The sequence below is a fragment of the Salinispirillum sp. LH 10-3-1 genome, from assembly GCF_030643825.1.
Lineage (GTDB): Bacteria > Pseudomonadota > Gammaproteobacteria > Pseudomonadales > Natronospirillaceae > Salinispirillum.
Genome location: NZ_CP101717.1, coordinates 2,947,034 through 2,963,506, shown reverse-complemented (window position 1 = coordinate 2,963,506; position 16,473 = coordinate 2,947,034). Strand labels below are relative to the sequence as shown.

The following is a 16,473-nucleotide window of genomic DNA, read 5'->3' as shown; positions in this document are numbered from 1 at the left end:
GCGGCGAACGTGCGGGGCGCGGGAAGACCGCTGGCCGTGCTTAGAAGCGTCGTCGCCGTGGGTGTTGGCGTACGGCAGACGGGGACAGGCCGAAGGCCTTGCGGTAGCAGGTGGCAAAGTGCGCCGGGCTGGAGAATCCGGTCGCCATGGCAATGTCTGCCACCGAGTCTTTGCTCTGCTGCAGCATTAACTTGGCTTGATCCAAGCGGATCTGCAAGTAATAGCGCGCCGGTGAAGAATTGAAGTACTCTTTATACCAGCGCTCAAGTTGGCGGCGTGACACGCCAATCAGGCCGGCCAACTCGTCGGCGGTCAGTGGTTCTTGAATGTTGTTGTGCATCAGGCTGTTCACCTCATGCAAGCCTGCGGGCAAATCGCTCGGCGCACCAGCATAGGCAGGGTCGGTCGGCGTACGCTCGGCCAACAGGTAGCTATCCAGCTGACTGGCGAGCGCGGGGCTGAAATAGTGTGTTACCCACGCCAGACCAAGGTCACGTGCGGCACTGTTGCCCAAACAGGTAAATCGGTCGCGGTCTACGCAGACGACGCGTGCGCTGCGTCGAATGGAAGAAGAGGGTTGCCAATCCAGGTCGGCCGGTATATTGATGGTCGCTTCATGGCCGTCAAGCAGGCCAGCCGCTGCCAGCCACATGCTGCCATGCGCTACGCCACACCAGCAGGCGTATTGATTGGCGCCTTGCAGAGCTGTCATCAGTGGGCTGCGTGTTTCGGGCTTGCGGGCCGGGCCGCCCATAACGAACCAATGCCGAATAGTGTCTGGCAATAGGTCCGGCAGCGGCTCACTGGGCCAGGCCACGGGCCAGTCATCGGCTTGGGTGTCGGGCACCGCGAATACCCGAATTTTTAGCTCGGGCGCTTCAATTTCCTGCAGTGCTCGCAGTACGTCCAGTAACGCCCCGAGGCTGCCGACCGCAAAGCCCGGCGTTAGGATTAGGCCAATAACCGTTGGCTGACCACGTTTCAGCATGCAGAGCCTGCATCACGTAAGTCGACGGCGGAACATTGGACTGGGTGGGCAACGAGCATGGCTATTCTCTGTGAGCTTAAAGAAAAGGCGCGGTTTTTGACAAATCTCCATTGCTGTCAATACTTAGCTTAGAGCTTCGCAAAAACTAAAGCGCTGCAGCGAGCGCTCAAAGACACATGATAATAGAGTACAGAGATAAAGCCAAAACGTTGGGTGTTATAAATTAACGAAGAGGTGTGTGTGAATATTTCCGTGCAGCGCAATGGCTTGGCATACAAGTTGGTTGTCTATGCGTTGAGCTTCTTCTTGTTGCTGACGTTGATCACCGCGGGCGCTCAGTATTTTATGAGCGAATCTTTGGAGCAGCGCAACCGCGAGGCCTCCATTCTGTATACCATCGAGAACTTCTCGCCGCTGGTGGCGGACTCACTGTGGAACTTTGAGGAATCTTCGGTGGCCGCCCAAGCCGCCGCCATGGCACGTAACCCCTATGTGTCTGGGGTTGAAATAATTGACACCACTGAGTCAGTGCGCCTCAGTGCAGGGGAATTATTGGTTGACCGGGGCACGCCGGATGCCCCCGCAAACGCCATCGAACGCTACGATCATATCGACCCAGCCTTGGGGGCCGTGCGCGAATACCGCTTCGCCCTCGTCCGCGAAGTGCGAGGCGAGCAATTGTTGTTAGGTGTCGGGCGGCTGTATTCGGCTGAACGCCTGGTAGCTGAACAGTTGCGGCCGGTGGTGCGAGTCACCCTCGGTATCGTGGTGATGTCGGCGTTAATTTTCGCCCTAGCGGTGGTCATAGGCATTATGCATTTTATAGCCCGCCCGTTGGGGTTGCTTGCCAAAGCTGTGAATGCCATTAGCCCTGGGTATCGTGGGCCGGCGATGACCGGTGAAGAAGTGGCCGACTTAGGGCGTCGCCGCGACGAACTGGGTACCGCCTTTCAAGCGTTGCAGGAAATGCAAATCGGGCTGGCTGAGCGGGATCGCGAGATACTGCAGCATCAGAGTAATCTGGAAGAAATGGTCGAAGAGCGCACCCGAGACCTCCAACAAGCCAACGATGCGCTCGCCGAGACCATCGACAAGCTGAAATTAGCCCAAGACGACTTGGTAGAAGCGGAAAAAATGGCCTCGTTGGGTGGTTTGGTCAGTGGTGTAGCCCATGAGGTCAATACCCCTCTGGGGGTCAGTGTGACCGCTGCGTCACATTTGGATGATGAGGTGCGTACCATGCGCCAAGCTGTGGCCAGCGGCGCTCTTACTAAAACGCAATTCGACGCTTTTCTGGGCAGTGCCGGGGAGAGTTGCGACATCATTTTGGGCAACTTGCGCCGTGCTGCGCAGTTGATCAGCAGTTTCAAACAGGTCGCCGTAGACCAATCGAGCGAGGAGCAACGAGAAATACTGCTGCGCTCGTACATTGAGGACGTCTTGCGCAGCCTGCTGCCGCGCCTTAAGCATACCGCAGTGACCGTAGAGGTGACCGGCGATGACACGCTGCAATTGTTGACCTATCCCGGAGCCCTAGCGCAAATCGTGACCAATTTAGTGATGAACGCGATCATCCATGGTTTTGCTGAGGGAAAAGAATCGGGTCGCATTGTGATTGATATAGAGCTGGAGCGTGACCAGAGTGTCAGTATCCTGTTCAGTGACGACGGCGCGGGCATGAAAGACAGTGTTCGCCAGCGCATCTTCGAGCCCTTCTTCACCACGCGCCGCGGACAAGGAGGGAGTGGTCTGGGCCTGAATATTGTCTACAATTTAGTGGTGCAACGCTTGCGCGGTAAAATTCGGTGCGAGAGCGCCATCGGTAAGGGTACGCAATTCCATATCAGCCTGCCGCAAACGCCGCAGGCAGAGGAAATTACAATGCCGACCGTTTAAAAAAACATCGTAAACTGTTAAATTGCTGTGCTGTAATGCCGATAGGCATAGCTCAATCTGTTTGGTATCCGATCCTTAAAGGAATGCCTTGGTTGAACACCATGAATTGCACCGGACTCATATTGCGCCTAACGCCGATTGAGAAGGAGCGAAGAGGATAGTGTTGTGAAGAGACGTACCTTCTTAGAAGGGTTGTTTGTATCCGGAGCTGCTGCTGCCTGTGGCCACTATGTGTGGTATCACAATAAAGTCGGGCAGAAAGTGATGGTGCCTCATCAACACGTTACCGCACAAGAAATTAGCAATTCCGCGCACATCGAAAAAGCGCATCAAGAACTGTCTCTGAATATCGAAGAATTTGCTCGTGGCACGCGACAAGAAGTTGAGATGCTGCGTGATCTGGAGGCTCAGGCCCAAACTCAGATTCCTGATGACGTCCTAGCGCGCGCTACCGAACTTGCCAACAAGAGCGAACACGATCATGAGCACGATCATGATCATGACCACGGACAAGGCGTGGACGAGCATGACGATGACTATCTCGAGCGCGTACGTCGTTTTGATGACGACTTTGAAAGCGATATCTGGCTGAACGAGCAAGAAATGCGCGTTATGGTATCGGCGAGCACGCGCTTGGAGCAGGTACGCGACTGGGTGGGGTTCGGAAATTTCAATATCCTCACGTGGGACGATATGCTGCGCTTTGCACGTACCGTTCCGACCATTGGTGAGTTTACACCACAAGAATTGGCGTTTATGGACGGCTTGTTTCATCGCGATGCGCGCGAACTTGGCTTCTACGGTGAACGCACGACCATTGAGCTGACCAAGCAAATTCGTGAGCAGGACGTGGTACGCGTGCCACGCTCGGGTCACTTTCTGTATCGTGGTGAATCGTCTGAGCTGTATGAGCGTCTCGTGCGTGATATCGGTGACACACTGATTCTCACCTCCGGCGTACGCAATATGGCCAAGCAGTTTGATCTGTTCTTGGCCAAAGCCATTCAAACCGACGGCAATATTTCCCGCGCTTCGCGCTCATTGGCGCCGCCTGGGTACTCTTTCCATGCGTTGGGTGACTTCGATGTTGGTAAAGTGGGCTTGGGCTTAGGCAACTTCTCTTCAGAATTTGCCGCTACACGCGAGTTTCGCAAACTGCAGGAAATGGGTTACACCAAGATTCGTTATACGGTCGACAACCGCTACGGCGTGCGTTTTGAGCCGTGGCACGTGCGCGTTGCCTGATTAATAGTCGGTCATGGGGCGTAAGAGCACAACACGATCCGCGATTGTGGTCATTTTGTCTGAATCGGTGCGGGCTTTCAGGGTATGCCGCTAGCGCTCAACGGCAGGCCGGGAATGCGCGCTTTGCGGCATACGCCCTGCGCCCTACCTCAGCCAATGCTCACCATCGCGTATAGCGTGGAAGAGCGCTTGCAGGATGTCCGCTGGTTCGTAGGAGCGCAGCCCCCTGCGCGAAGGTTCGGCCAGAGGGCTGGCCTCCTACTGAGCCGCTCGGAAGCGCTGAATCAAATCCGCACTGGAGCTGTCGTAGCCGGTGGTGTCACCAGATTGCAGCGCCTCATACACCGCATTCCCCAATACCTTACCCAGCTCAACACCCCACTGATCGAACGAATTGATGCCCCAGATGTGCCCTTGCACAAAGACTTTCTGCTCATAGAGAGCGATCAGGGCACCGATGACCTCGGGCGTGCCAAGGTTAAACGTGATGGCGTTGTGTGGCTGATTACCGGGAATCACCTTGTGTGGTGCCAAGGCTGCTGCGGTGTCGGCCGACATGCCTTTGGCGGTCAGCTCGGCCAGCACTTCTTGTTCGGTCTTGCCTTCCAATAGTGCTTGTTGCTGCCCTAAGAAGTTAGCGAATAACCACGCGTGATGATCGGCGACTGGATTGTGGCTGCGCAGGGGCATGATAAAATCGGCTGGAATCAAGCGCGTACCTTGGTGAATCAGCTGGTGGTAAGCGTGCTGGCCATTGGTGCCAGTGCCACCCCACACCACCGCGCCGGTTTGCCAGCTCACCGTTTCACCGTCACGGGTGACGCGCTTACCGTTAGACTCCATATCCATTTGCTGCAAGTGCGCGGGAAAATCTTTCAGGTACTCGTCGTACACCAATACGGCTTGCGACTCTGCACCCCAGAAGTTCTGGTACCAAATGCCCAGCAAGCCCAGGATTACCGGCATATTTTCGGCCAGCGGAGCCGTACGAAAGTGCTCATCCATGGTGTGCGCACCGGCCAGCAATTGCTCGAAGGTGTCCATGCCGAAGACTAAGGCTTGGGGTAGCCCAATGGCTGACCAGAGGCTGTAACGTCCGCCGACCCAATCCCACATGTCGAACATATTGTCAGCGGAGATGCCGAATTCAGTCGCCGCTTTGGTGTTGGTCGACACCGCCACGAAGTGGTGCTTCACGTCGGCCTGCGTTGCCCCGCTGCTCAGGAACCAATCCCGCGCGGCCTGCGCGTTCTTGAGGGTTTCCAGTGTACTGAAGGTTTTGGAGCACACCACAAACAAAGTCGTTTCGGGATCGAGGCCTTTGCAGGCTTCAGTCACGTCGGTGCCATCAACGTTAGCCACGTAGCGCAGGTCGAAACCTGTTTTCCAATAAGGCTTTAATGCGTCGCTGACAACTTTGGGGCCTAGGAATGAGCCGCCGATACCAATGTTCACAATGGTACGCAGTGGCTTGCCGGTATAGCCTGCGAAGCGTCCGCTATCAACTGCGGCCACGAAGTCGCGCATTTTTTGCAGTGTGTCACGAATCATGGGCATGACATCGGCACCGTCTACCGTCACTGCGCGTGACGAGCGATTGCGCAGCGCGGTGTGCAAAACGGCCCGCTGCTCGGTTTGGTTGATGATAGCGCCGTCAAACATAGCGTTGATGGCTGGCTGCAGCTCAGCCTGTTCAGCCAATTGCGTCAACAGTTGCAGGGTGGTGTCGGTCAGTCGGTTGCGCGAGTAGTCGAGGTGCAAGCCTGCGGCGTCGACTGAAAAGCGTGTGCTGCGCTGTGGGTCTTGCTGAAACAAGGCGCGCATGTGCTGCTGACTCAACTCGGCTTGGTGTGCGCCAAGGGCTTGCCAAGCGCTGAGGTTTGTTGGAGCTACCATGTTGCTTATCCTATCTGTGCTGTATTCGTTTATGTAGACGTGCCCGCCGCTGGCGACACACGGAAAGCCCGTCCGTTTCCGGACAGGCTTGTCGTCACTGGGCAGTGTTGGGTAGTCTTGCTGTTGCTCTGTTGCCGAGCAATCAGGCCATTTGAACTGGGATAGCGTTGCTAGTATGGCTTACGTCATTATCAGCCGTCATGTAGATCATGCGCGGCTTGAACGAGGCCAACTCAGCGTCATCATACACCGCATAAGCGCAGATGATGATCTTGTCACCCACCGAGGCTTTATGCGCTGCGGCACCATTCACCGAAATAATGCGGCTGCCTTCTTCCCCGCGTATGGCGTAGGTCGTGAAGCGTTCGCCGTTATCGATGTTATAGATTTGAATCTGCTCAAATTCTCGGATGCCCGCCATGTCCAGCAGGTCACCATCAATGGCGCAGGAACCTTCATAATTGAGTACTGCATGGGTGACACGCGCCTGATGCAGTTTTGCTTTCAGCATTACACTTTGCATTGTCTTACCTGTTAAACCCTATGGGTCAATCGTGCTTCAATCTTAAGCCCGTATTGTCCGATTTATACAAAGCCAAGCAGTCCTCTGCGTACAGGCATACCCGTTGCTGTATTTATTGGTACAGCGGCGCGAAAGTATGCCTGATTGCGTGGGGTGCTTCAACGGCTCAATATGAGGTTATCAATCAGTCGTGCGCGGCCTAACCAAGCCGCAGCGAGAATCACCAACTCGCGGTCATCAGGCTCAGCTGGAGCCAAGTCCGCTTGCCGACACACGCTGAAATAATCCAGCTTCCAAGGGCCCGCTTCCAGTTCGGCCTTGGCCCAGGCGGTGATGGCTGCATAGTCCATCTCTCCGGCGTCAATGCGGGCTTTGGCTTCTAGAATGCAGGCGTGCAACTGAGGCGCCTGTACGCGTTCTTCTGGCGTCAGATAGCCATTGCGTGAGCTTAACGCCAGGCCGTCGGGTGCGCGTGCTGTCGGCACGCCCACGATGTCGCACGGAATGAACAGATCTTCGACCATGCGCTGTATCACCGCAAGTTGCTGGAAGTCCTTACGGCCAAAGAAGGCCTGATCCGGCTGCACCATGTTCAGGAACTTACACACCACGGTAGCGACGCCCCGAAAGTGGTTGGGTCGGCTGGCACCGCAATGCCGCTCGGTAATGCCTTTCACTTCTACCCACGTCAGCTCTAAGTCGGAATACATGTCGTGTACGCTGGGCGTGAAGAGCAGGTCAACACCGGCTTCGTCCAGCAGGGACTTATCGGCATCCAGTGTACGAGGGTAGTTGTCGATGTCTTCGTTCAAACCGAACTGTGTTGGGTTAACAAATATACTGCACACCACGAAGTCGCAACTTTGTTGCGCTGCCGTCACCAAGCTGATGTGCCCACCGTGCAGATTGCCCATGGTGGGGACAAAACCAATGCGTTTACCGGCTGCACGCGCCGCTTGAAGCGCTTCACGCAGCGCCTGACGAGTCGAAACTTGCAACATCAGAAAGTATGCTCTTGAGCTGGGAAAGATTGATCACGTACCGCCTCAGCAAAGGCCGCGATAGCCGCTTGAGGTGTATCGGTATCCGCCATGAAATCGCGCACAAAGCGTGCATTGCGTCCGGTGTTCATGCCCAGCATGTCATACAGTACCAGGACCTGACCGTCGGTGTCAGCACCGGCGCCAATGCCGATCACCGGCACGCGCGACTGCGCCGTCAAGCGTTTGGCCAAGGGGGCGGGAATGCACTCGACGAGCAGCAGGTCAGCCCCTGCTTCTTCCAGCGCCTTTGCGTCGGCCAGCAGTTGCTCGCCTGCAGCGTCGGATTTGCCTTGCACCCGGTAGCCGCCGAATTTATTGACCGCTTGCGGGGTCAGCCCAAGGTGGGCGCAGACTGGCACGCCGTTGCGCGCCAAAATCTGGATGGCCGGCGCTAACCATGCACCGCCTTCCAGCTTGATGATTTCCGCACCCGCTTGCATTAATACTTGCGCGGCTTCTAGGGTGCGCTCGACGGTGGCGGCTGCCATAAAAGGAACATCGGCCATCAGCAGGCCAGATTTATTGCCACGCGCCACGGCGCGGGTATGGTAAGCCATGTCGTTTAGGCTAACCGGTACGGTGCTGTCATTGCCTTGAATGACCATGCCCAATGAATCACCGACCAATAACACTTCGACCCCAGCTTCACTGACCCAATGAGCTTGAGTGGCGTCGTAAGCCGTTAAAGCGGCAAAGCGTTGGCCTTCGGCCTTCATTTTCTGCAGGGTGTTGATTGTGACCTTCGCCATGGCAACCTCACACGTTTTTAGAAGGCGGGAACTATACCGAAAAGCGACGCAGCATTAAACGGAATTGCAGTTTTTGCCGCTCGTGAACACAACTATAGATGATTTGCCGGGTATTGTTTTGCTGACACGGTCAAAAGTGCCTTACAGGGAGAGGTGCTCGACGGTCTGATCGTCTGTTTTTTCCAGCCAGTGTTCCATTGGTTGCCCAGCGATCACCAATTCCGGAGCGAGGTCGTACAAGGGAATCAACACAAAGGCACGCTCCGTTAAGCGCGGGTGCGGAATGCTGAGTGTGTCGGTGTCGCGGGTAATGCCTTCGTAGTACAGAATGTCGAGGTCCAGCGTGCGCGGGCCCCAGTGACGTTCGCGCACACGGCCTTGCTGGTGCTCAATGGCTTGCAGTGCGGTCAGCAGTGCTTCGGGCTCCAGGCTGGTAGACAGCTCTACCACGGCGTTTATAAAGTCGTCCTGATCTTGTGGGCCAACCGGGCTGCTGCGGTAGTAGCCGGACACCGCTAACACGGATACCTCGGGCGTGCGTTGCAAGCTATCAATCGCAGTATCCAACTGGTTAATCGGATCTTCCAGATTGCTGCCCAGGCCAACAAATACACGGTGGAAGCGTTTCACTGCGGGCGTCTCCGGCGACGTGGTGCGCGTTTGCCAGAAGCAGCCGGGCGGCCCAGCTTCTTCACCATGGCGTCGCGGCCATCAACATGCTGATTTTGGTAGTCTTCCCACCATTGGCCCAGGCCTTCGCTAACTTCACCAGAGCCTTCGCGCAACAATAGGAAGTCAAAGGCCGCCCGGAAGCGTGGATGAGTGACCAAGCGCTCGGCACGCGGGCCATGACGCTGTGGTAAGCGCAGCTGCATTTCCCAAATCTCACGCATGTTGAGTTGGAAACGCTTTGGAATAGAGGTGCGACGGCCCTGACGCGATACCGTATCCTGCCCGGCCTGCTGGTAGGCGGGTAAGGCTGGCATGCCATTGGCTATAAGTTGCAGAGCGTCTTGATGCATCACCGGCCACAGCAGCGCCGCATAAAGAAACGCCGGGGTCACCGGTTTTCCTTGGCTGATCCGGTCATCGGTATTGCTCAGTGCTTGCTGGATCAGCGCCAGATAGGTGGTTGAGTCTTTTTGCTTCAACACACGGGCCGTATCAGGGAATAGGCGAGCGAACAGGCCATACTCTTGCAACAGCTCAAAGGTACGGACGGCGTAACCACCCATAAACAATTTCAGTACATCGTCAAACAAGCGCGCCGGTGGAATGTGCTCCAGCAACTCACCCAGTTCACGAATCGGTGCGGCGGTGCTTTTTTCGATGTCGAAGTCCAGCTTCGCGGCAAAGCGCACAGCACGTAACATGCGCACGGGGTCTTCACGGTAACGTTGTTCGGCGTTGCCAATAATACGCACCAAGCGCTTTTCGATGTCGCGCATGGACTCCGGCATAGTCATTAGCGAGAAGTCACGCGGGGTGTAGTACATGGCGTTGACCGTGAAGTCGCGGCGTACCACGTCGTCTTCCAGAGTGCCGTACACGTTGTCGCGCAACAGCATGCCGCGCTGTGAACGCGAGTGCTCGTCTTTGCTGCCACGCTCTTCCGACTCTTCAGCGCCGGCACGGAAGGTCGCTACCTCGATCACTTCGCGGCCGAACAGTACGTGCACAATCTTAAAACGGCGGCCAATGATGCGCGAATTGCGGAACAGGTCACGCACCTGTTCGGGCGTGGCATCGGTGACAACGTCAAAATCTTTTGGCTTGAGTCCTACGAGAATGTCGCGTACGCCGCCGCCGACCAAATAGGCTTCGTGGCGTGCTTTATTGAGGCGATACAGTACCTTCAGCGCATTTTCGCTGATGTCTTTGCGGGAGACGGGGTGCTGATCGCGGGGAATATGGGTGAGGGTCACGGGATCGGTGGACGATGGTGTGGCCTGGCCAAATAGTCGCTTTATGGCTTGGAGCAAAGGGCGTTTTCCTCGAGAAAATCGAAATATGCTAATTTATTATGGCGTGCAGTTTATACCATGCCGAGAGGCCTGAACAGTGCAGGTGACAACTGAGGGACATAAGGGTAACGGAGGGAAATATCATCAAGCTGGCCCGAAGGCCAGCTTGCGCAGCAAGTTCTACTGTCAACGCATCTTCTTTTTGTTGTTATCTGCGTCTGGCAGAAACGGCGCCTTGTTTTTGTTTTTAGGCGGCACCGTAAGGTGATGTGCTCGGTTGTTATTTTTGTTTTAGAGCGTTTATGCAGAGCGACTGACTTATAGCAGAAGCTGTGCCAGTTTTTGTAAATCCTTTATAAAACAATAGGTTATGATGATTTTAAAGGGTTGTTGAGGCGTCGGCCTTGACGAAGTTGTTACCTAAAGAATCAGTTGCTGTGTCGCTGGGTAACATCTAAGTGATACTTGGGTAACAGCGTCGGGTAACAACAATTGGTACAGGGTAGTACACACAGATTGATGATTTTTAGTAGGCGGTGGCTGTTGGAAAACAGGTGTCTTGGGATGATGCGGGATAGGCGATGGCGTGGTAGGGGGTGACAAATTTCAGACAATAAAAAAGCGCCCTTGTTGTTATTTTTAGTTGGGCGCTGCGATTGCTATGTTGTCCGTTTTTGTTTTTGTTGTCGGACTTGTTATTGTACAAGTGATATAGCAGGTGGCGTGCCAGTTTTAAAAAATTCTTTAAAAACAATGGCTTATAACTTTGTCCGGCGTTGACGCCAGCTTGACGAACGAACGACTGGGGTGAACGGTAACACCGAGTGTTACCATCACGCACACCGTGAAAGTGTTACCCTTTGCCACCTTTGCGGCGTGGAATGCCCAGACGCTGACGGCGCTCCCACAAATTTTTACGGCTAATGCCGAGTTTTTGTGCCAGCTCGGTTTCACTCATCTGCTCTTCGTGCTCCAGTACAAACTGCACAAAGTAATCCTCCAGCGACGCGTCTTCAAACACCGTACCGTCGGTCGGTGCAGGGCTGTTGGCATTGGTCACCGGTGCGACGGGCTCTGCGCGCCCAGCCTGTACCACCAGTGGACGGCGGGCCTTGATGTTCAGCACGGCGGCGTCGATCTCCGGCCCTTCACTCAGAATCAACGCGCGCTGCATGGCATTCTCCAGCTCGCGTACGTTGCCTGGCCAGTGGTATTCACTGATCAACTGGCGGGCTTGGGCTGACAGGTTGGGTGTGTCTACTTCCATACGCTTCGCGTAGTTGTCCAGCAGGACTTCGGCAATCATTAGCACATCGTCGCCGCGCACGCGCAGCGGTGGGATCTTTAACTCAATCACTTGCAGGCGATAATACAGGTCTTCACGGAACTGACCGGTCTCCACCAGTTCTTGCAGGTTGCGGTGGGTGGCAGCAATCAGACGGATGTCCACTTTGCGCGAATGCACGGTACCGACTCGACGCACCTCGCGTTCCTGAATCACGCGCAGCAGGCGCGCTTGCGCTTCCATCGGCAGCTCGCCGATCTCATCCAAAAACAGGGTGCCGCCATCGGCCGCTTCAACCAAACCTTGGCGCGCTGATACGGCACCGGTGAACGCCCCGCGTTCGTGGCCGAACAGTTCCGACTCAATCAGGCTTTCGGGAATAGCCGCACAGTTCACCGAAATCATCGGCGCTTTGGCGCGACTGCTGTGGTCGTGTATGGCCTTCGCGGCCAGCTCCTTACCGGTGCCAGACTCGCCGTGAATCAATACCGTTACTGGCGTTGGGGCTATTTTCAAAATCTGTTTATACAGCTGTTGCATCGGCGCGCACTGGCCCACCATCTGCCCCAGTTGTGTGGCGCGGCCTTTGGTACTGCCGGTGGTGTCTTGGTTGATGGTCTGCTGCGTCTGTGTTTGTTGCAGAATGCGCTTCACCGTTTGCACCATCTCGTCATGGTCAAAGGGCTTGGCAATGTAATCCTGAGCCCCCAGTTTCATGGCGTCGACCGCTGAACGCATACTGGCATAGCTGGTCATAATCAGCACCGGGGTTTCAGGCGCTCGGGTGATCATCTCCGTGCCTTCCGCACCGGGCAGGCGTAGGTCGCTGATGATGAGGTCGAATTCGGTCAGATCGTTCTTGCACGCTTCATCCACGGAACCGGCTTCAGTCACCAGAAAGTCGTGCCGCTCTAACAGGCGGCGCAACGCATTGCGGATAATGGTTTCGTCTTCAACGACGAGTATATTTGCCATCACTCAGGGGTATCCGTGTCGATGCTGTGTCTTGGTAGGGTGATTATAACCCGCGTTCCCCGACCTTCCAGGCGAAAGGCCGGACTTTCAAATTCCAGGCTGCCGAAGTGTTCTTCCACGATGTTATTCGCCAAGGGTAGGCCCAGACCGGTGCCCTTGCCCACATCTTTCGTGGTGAAGAAGGGCTCCAGTATACGGTCTTTCACTTCTTTGGGTATGCCTACGCCCCGGTCGACGACCTCAATTTGAATGCGGTGCGTGTCAGCCAGCGCAGTGATGGTTATTTCATCACGCGGCTGTGAGGCGTCGCGGGCGTTGGTCAGCAAATTAATAAACACCTGCCCGAGGCGCTGTGCATCACACAGCACGTAGAGGTCAGGCGGTACTTCATTGAGCAACACCACGGGCTTGCGGTCTTTGCTTAACTGCAACAGGTTTACCGCATCCTGTACGATGTCATAAAGCACATGCGGGCTGTGGTCGCCTTGGCGTTTGGATTGCCCGGCGTGGGCGTAGCTCACCAGCGATTGTACGATGTTGGTGACGCGTTGGGTTTGTTCGCGTATCTGCACCGCGACTTCCTGCACATTGGGGTCTTCACTCAGGTATTTCAGTTCTTGCGCCAAGGAATCGATGCCCGTGATGGGGTTGCCGATTTCATGCGCCACACCAGCAGAAAGACTACCAATGGCGGCCAAGCGTTCACTGTGAATCAGCTCGTCTTCCAGCAACTTGGTCTGCGTTTGATCGTCCACCAACACCACCAAAGCGGCCGATTCTGCACCGCCTTGTAAGTCTGGACCGGGCGATCGATGCAGGCCCAGCCAGCGGCGGCCTTCTTCCGCGTCCAGTGGCAGCATGGCCGCTTCGGTGCTTTCATCGTTCACAAAACCCATTAAAAGGTCTCGCCAGGCTGGGGGAAGTGCATTCAAACGGGTGCCCAGCACCTGTTCGGCGGTGAGCCCCACCAGCTGCTCCATTACGCGGTTCCACATCAAAATCTCACCATCGGCGGCGAGCGAGAACACGCCAATGGGTAAGCGCATCAGGGTGTCGCGGTGGAAACGGCGCAACTGGTCGAGTTCGCGGGCCATACCCGTTAACTGGGTGTGCAGGCCTTCCAAACGGTTCTCGACCAGATACAGGTCTTCGGTAGCGGGGTCTATTTCGTTGCTGTCCACCGCCAAGTACCGCTCAACCAGCGCCTGCGCCACACTCGGGCCCATCAGCCCGGACAAATTGACTTCGAGTCGATCGCGCAAGCGCCGTAGGGCGAACGGGCGGTATTCCGCAGAGGTGTAGCCCAGCTCGTTCAAGGCGCGGTCTACTTCACGTTCGGCCGTTACCTGGCCCAACGGCCGCGCTAACTGGTGCACAAACTCCCGTGCATTGTGCGCCCGCAGGCCACGCCGACTGGGCGACAGCGGTGCGTTTTGGCTACAGGCCGAAGCCGCCGCCAGCTCTTGGCGGGTTGGTGGAAAGCGAATCGACAAACCAACAAAGCACACCAGATTGATCAGCATGGCGAGCAACGAGGTGGTAAACCATTCGTTGGTCAAAGCCCCAATGCTGGTCGGCAAATAGGGCGCAAACAGCCCCGGCTCCAGCAGCAGCGGAAGGCCCAACAGCAACAGCCAGCAAGTCATGCCTGCCACCAAACCGCCGACAAAGCCGCTGCGGCTCGCCCCGGGCCAATACAGCAACCCGATTAAGCCGGGCAGGAACTGCAGGGTCGCAGCGAAGGTGATCAAACCGAGGTGCGACAGGCTGTGGTTTTCGTGCAGGTTCAGCGCCACCAACAGGCTGACGGTCAACAAGGTGACAATGACGGCGCGCCGCGTCCACATCAGCCAGCGGTAGATGTCCGATGACTCCCGGCGCGGCGGGAAATAGGGCAGTACGCCGTGGTTCACCCACATCGATGCCAGCGCCAGCGAGGTCACCACTGTGGTGGTCAATGCCGCCGAAGCAATCACAATAAAAAGCAGCAAACTCAACAGCGGCGTCGACATGTGTTCGCCAATGCTAAGCACAAAGAGTTCCGGCGCCGTCGGGAAGCCCAGCTTGATACCGCCCCACAGAATCGGAAACACCGGGATAGCGAACAACAGCGCATACACCGGCAGGCCCCATTGCAGCCAGCGTGGCTCCGAGCGGTCGGGGTGCTCGCGCACCAACACATGAAACATCTGCGGGAAGACAATGGGCGCAATAAAGAACATGGCCACCATGGTCAATCCCGGTGCGAGCCCCAAGCGCGGGTTAAAGCGCAAATAGCGCTGAGCTTCGGTACTTTTCCATGCCCACATATCGCCCGGCCCGGCAAACACCTGCCAGGTTACAAAGCCGCCCAGCACAATAAAGGCGAGCAACTTCACCACGCCGTCGGCGGCCAAGCCAATCACCAAACTGTGGTGGCGCTGGGTAGGGGTGCGTTGGCGGGCGCTGAGCAGCAGCGTTAAAAAGAGCGCAATGGTGCAGAAGCCAAAAGCAATGTGAACCGGTGATGTACCGGGGACCAACATGCGCACACTGTCGTTCAACACACGAATCTGCAAGGCCAGCATAGGCAGCGCGGTGAGCGTCAGTGCGAGCGTTACCCAGCTGCCGGCCCAACGCGAGCGAAAGCGAAAGGCCATCATGTCTGCCAGCGAACTCAACTGGTAACTTTGTGCAATGCGCAGCACCGGCCTGACCAGAACGGGTGCCGCGACAAACAGCAACAACAACCCAGCAATTAAAGTGAGATAACCCGTTTGAAAGGTGTACGCCAACGCCAACAAGCCAAAAAACACCCACGCACTGAAATACAGGCTTAACGCCAAGGTGTACACGAACGGGTTTTCCGACCAGCGCTGTGGCAGCCAGCCGCGATCGGCCGCGTACCCCGCCAGCATCAATACCGCGAGGTACGCTAGGCCTGAGCCCAGCAGCAGAGGAATACTAAATATCATGAGGCCAAGCCCTGCTCGGTGATGGGCTGGGGCACGTCGCCGCTACGCAGTTGTGTGATGTTGTCTAGCCAGTTCGCCACGCCCCACTTTAATAAAGCAGATGCGTCGAGGTCGGGTGCGTTCAACCCCAGTGCTTGCAATGCCGCACGTAATAACGGGCGTTGCTGGGTTACATCAATGGCGGGGGCGTGGTTTTGTTTGCTGAGTTTCCGCCCTTCCGCATCCACCACTACGGGTAAATGCAGGTAGCGCGGCGTTGGCAGGCCGAGGCGGGTTTGCAAATACACTTGCCCGGCCGTGGTGTTCAGCAAGTCGTTGCCGCGCACCACATCGGTAATGCCTTGTGCGCCGTCGTCCACCACCACCGCGAGTTGATACGCCCATAGGCCGTCTTTGCGGCGCAATATGGGGTCGCCGCCGGTGTCGGTGGGCGTCAGGCTTTGCTCGCCCAAACGGCGGTCGAGGAAGGTCAATGCAGAATCCGGGGTACGCAAACGAATGGCGGAGGGAGTGTCGAGGGGCATTTGAGTGCGTGCACGGCAGGTGCCGGGGTAAACGCCCGCGAAAGGTCGCAGGTCGGCTCGTGTGCAGGTGCAGTAAAACAATTCGTCGCGCAGAGCGTCTAACGCCGCCTCGTAGGCCTCGCTGCGCTGACTTTGCCACATCACTTCGCCGTCCCAATGCAGGCCCAGCGCATCCAAGGTGCGTAAAATCTCGTCCGCCGCGCCCGGTTGCTCGCGTGGCGGGTCAATATCTTCAATGCGGACATACCATTCCCCACCCTGTGCACGGGCATCTAAATAGCTTCCCAACGCCGCCACCAACGAACCAAAATGCAAAGGGCCGGAGGGCGATGGCGCGAAGCGACCTATATAAGGCATGTCGGAAGGTGGGTTATCCATGGCAGGAGAGTTTACCCGCTGGTAGGATGCGCGTACAAGCACGATGCACTGGT

General features: G+C 56.4%; 12 protein-coding genes. 2 read left to right on the top strand and 10 right to left on the bottom strand.

All coding sequences use genetic code 11. The annotated features are described in order from the left end of the window. Nucleotides 1-40: 40 nt before the first annotated feature. The gene (locus NFC81_RS13625; protein WP_304995030.1) at nucleotides 41-988 is read right to left on the bottom strand and encodes a helix-turn-helix domain-containing protein; all 948 of its coding nucleotides are present in this window, start codon (nucleotides 986-988) and stop codon (nucleotides 41-43) included. 240 nt (nucleotides 989-1,228) lie between these two features. Here NFC81_RS13625 and NFC81_RS13620 point away from each other — a divergent pair, with 240 nt between their 5' ends. Then, nucleotides 1,229-2,884 (top strand): ATP-binding protein, encoded by a 1,656-nt coding sequence (locus tag NFC81_RS13620; RefSeq protein ID WP_304995029.1) that lies wholly within the window; start codon nucleotides 1,229-1,231, stop codon nucleotides 2,882-2,884. Nucleotides 2,885-3,049: 165 nt separating this feature from the next. Beyond that, nucleotides 3,050-4,129, top strand: coding sequence for a M15 family metallopeptidase (locus NFC81_RS13615; protein WP_304995028.1), 1,080 nt, complete (start codon nucleotides 3,050-3,052; stop codon nucleotides 4,127-4,129). A gap of 258 nt (nucleotides 4,130-4,387) precedes the next feature. Here the strand turns inward: NFC81_RS13615 and pgi are convergent, their stop codons facing one another. From pgi to gluQRS, 9 genes are all read right to left on the bottom strand, one after another. Further along, nucleotides 4,388-6,025, bottom strand: coding sequence for a glucose-6-phosphate isomerase (pgi, locus tag NFC81_RS13610; protein ID WP_304995027.1), 1,638 nt, complete (start codon nucleotides 6,023-6,025; stop codon nucleotides 4,388-4,390). A 142-nt stretch (nucleotides 6,026-6,167) separates the two neighbouring features. Then, nucleotides 6,168-6,548, bottom strand: a complete 381-nt coding sequence (gene panD / locus NFC81_RS13605) for an aspartate 1-decarboxylase (protein WP_304995026.1) — start codon at nucleotides 6,546-6,548, stop codon at nucleotides 6,168-6,170. 158 nt (nucleotides 6,549-6,706) lie between these two features. Next, entirely contained in the window at nucleotides 6,707-7,549 is an 843-nt protein-coding gene (gene panC / locus NFC81_RS13600; protein WP_304995025.1) for a pantoate--beta-alanine ligase, read from the bottom strand. Then, nucleotides 7,549-8,340: a 3-methyl-2-oxobutanoate hydroxymethyltransferase gene (gene panB, locus NFC81_RS13595; protein ID WP_304995024.1), complete on the bottom strand. Its 792-nt coding sequence runs from the start codon at nucleotides 8,338-8,340 to the stop codon at nucleotides 7,549-7,551. The genes panC and panB overlap by 1 nt, the downstream gene beginning before the upstream one ends. Nucleotides 8,341-8,481: 141 nt before the next feature. Next, nucleotides 8,482-8,970: a 2-amino-4-hydroxy-6-hydroxymethyldihydropteridine diphosphokinase gene (gene folK / locus NFC81_RS13590; RefSeq protein ID WP_304995023.1), complete on the bottom strand. Its 489-nt coding sequence runs from the start codon at nucleotides 8,968-8,970 to the stop codon at nucleotides 8,482-8,484. Beyond that, the gene (gene pcnB, locus NFC81_RS13585; protein ID WP_304995022.1) at nucleotides 8,967-10,322 is read right to left on the bottom strand and encodes a polynucleotide adenylyltransferase PcnB; all 1,356 of its coding nucleotides are present in this window, start codon (nucleotides 10,320-10,322) and stop codon (nucleotides 8,967-8,969) included. The genes folK and pcnB overlap by 4 nt, the downstream gene beginning before the upstream one ends. An 835-nt stretch (nucleotides 10,323-11,157) precedes the next feature. Beyond that, nucleotides 11,158-12,564 (bottom strand): sigma-54 dependent transcriptional regulator, encoded by a 1,407-nt coding sequence (locus tag NFC81_RS13580; protein ID WP_304995021.1) that lies wholly within the window; start codon nucleotides 12,562-12,564, stop codon nucleotides 11,158-11,160. Continuing rightward, nucleotides 12,564-15,518, bottom strand: a complete 2,955-nt coding sequence (locus NFC81_RS13575; RefSeq protein WP_304995020.1) for an ATP-binding protein — start codon at nucleotides 15,516-15,518, stop codon at nucleotides 12,564-12,566. The genes NFC81_RS13580 and NFC81_RS13575 overlap by 1 nt, the downstream gene beginning before the upstream one ends. Next, nucleotides 15,515-16,420 (bottom strand): tRNA glutamyl-Q(34) synthetase GluQRS, encoded by a 906-nt coding sequence (gene gluQRS / locus NFC81_RS13570; RefSeq protein WP_304995019.1) that lies wholly within the window; start codon nucleotides 16,418-16,420, stop codon nucleotides 15,515-15,517. Before gluQRS ends, NFC81_RS13575 begins: the two co-directional genes overlap by 4 nt. Nucleotides 16,421-16,473: the final 53 nt, after the last annotated feature.

What these genes read in the sequence shown, in the direction of transcription:
- NFC81_RS13625 (WP_304995030.1), bottom strand. Translation starts at nt 988, where the DNA reads ATGCTGAAACGTGGTCAGCCAACGGTTATTGGCCTAATCCTAACGCCG.
- pgi (WP_304995027.1), bottom strand. Translation starts at nt 6,025, where the DNA reads ATGGTAGCTCCAACAAACCTCAGCGCTTGGCAAGCCCTTGGCGCACAC.
- panD (WP_304995026.1), bottom strand. Translation starts at nt 6,548, where the DNA reads ATGCAAAGTGTAATGCTGAAAGCAAAACTGCATCAGGCGCGTGTCACC.
- panC (WP_304995025.1), bottom strand. Translation starts at nt 7,549, where the DNA reads ATGTTGCAAGTTTCGACTCGTCAGGCGCTGCGTGAAGCGCTTCAAGCG.
- panB (WP_304995024.1), bottom strand. Translation starts at nt 8,340, where the DNA reads ATGGCGAAGGTCACAATCAACACCCTGCAGAAAATGAAGGCCGAAGGC.
- NFC81_RS13580 (WP_304995021.1), bottom strand. Translation starts at nt 12,564, where the DNA reads ATGGCAAATATACTCGTCGTTGAAGACGAAACCATTATCCGCAATGCG.
- NFC81_RS13575 (WP_304995020.1), bottom strand. Translation starts at nt 15,518, where the DNA reads ATGATATTTAGTATTCCTCTGCTGCTGGGCTCAGGCCTAGCGTACCTC.
- gluQRS (WP_304995019.1), bottom strand. Translation starts at nt 16,420, where the DNA reads ATGGATAACCCACCTTCCGACATGCCTTATATAGGTCGCTTCGCGCCA.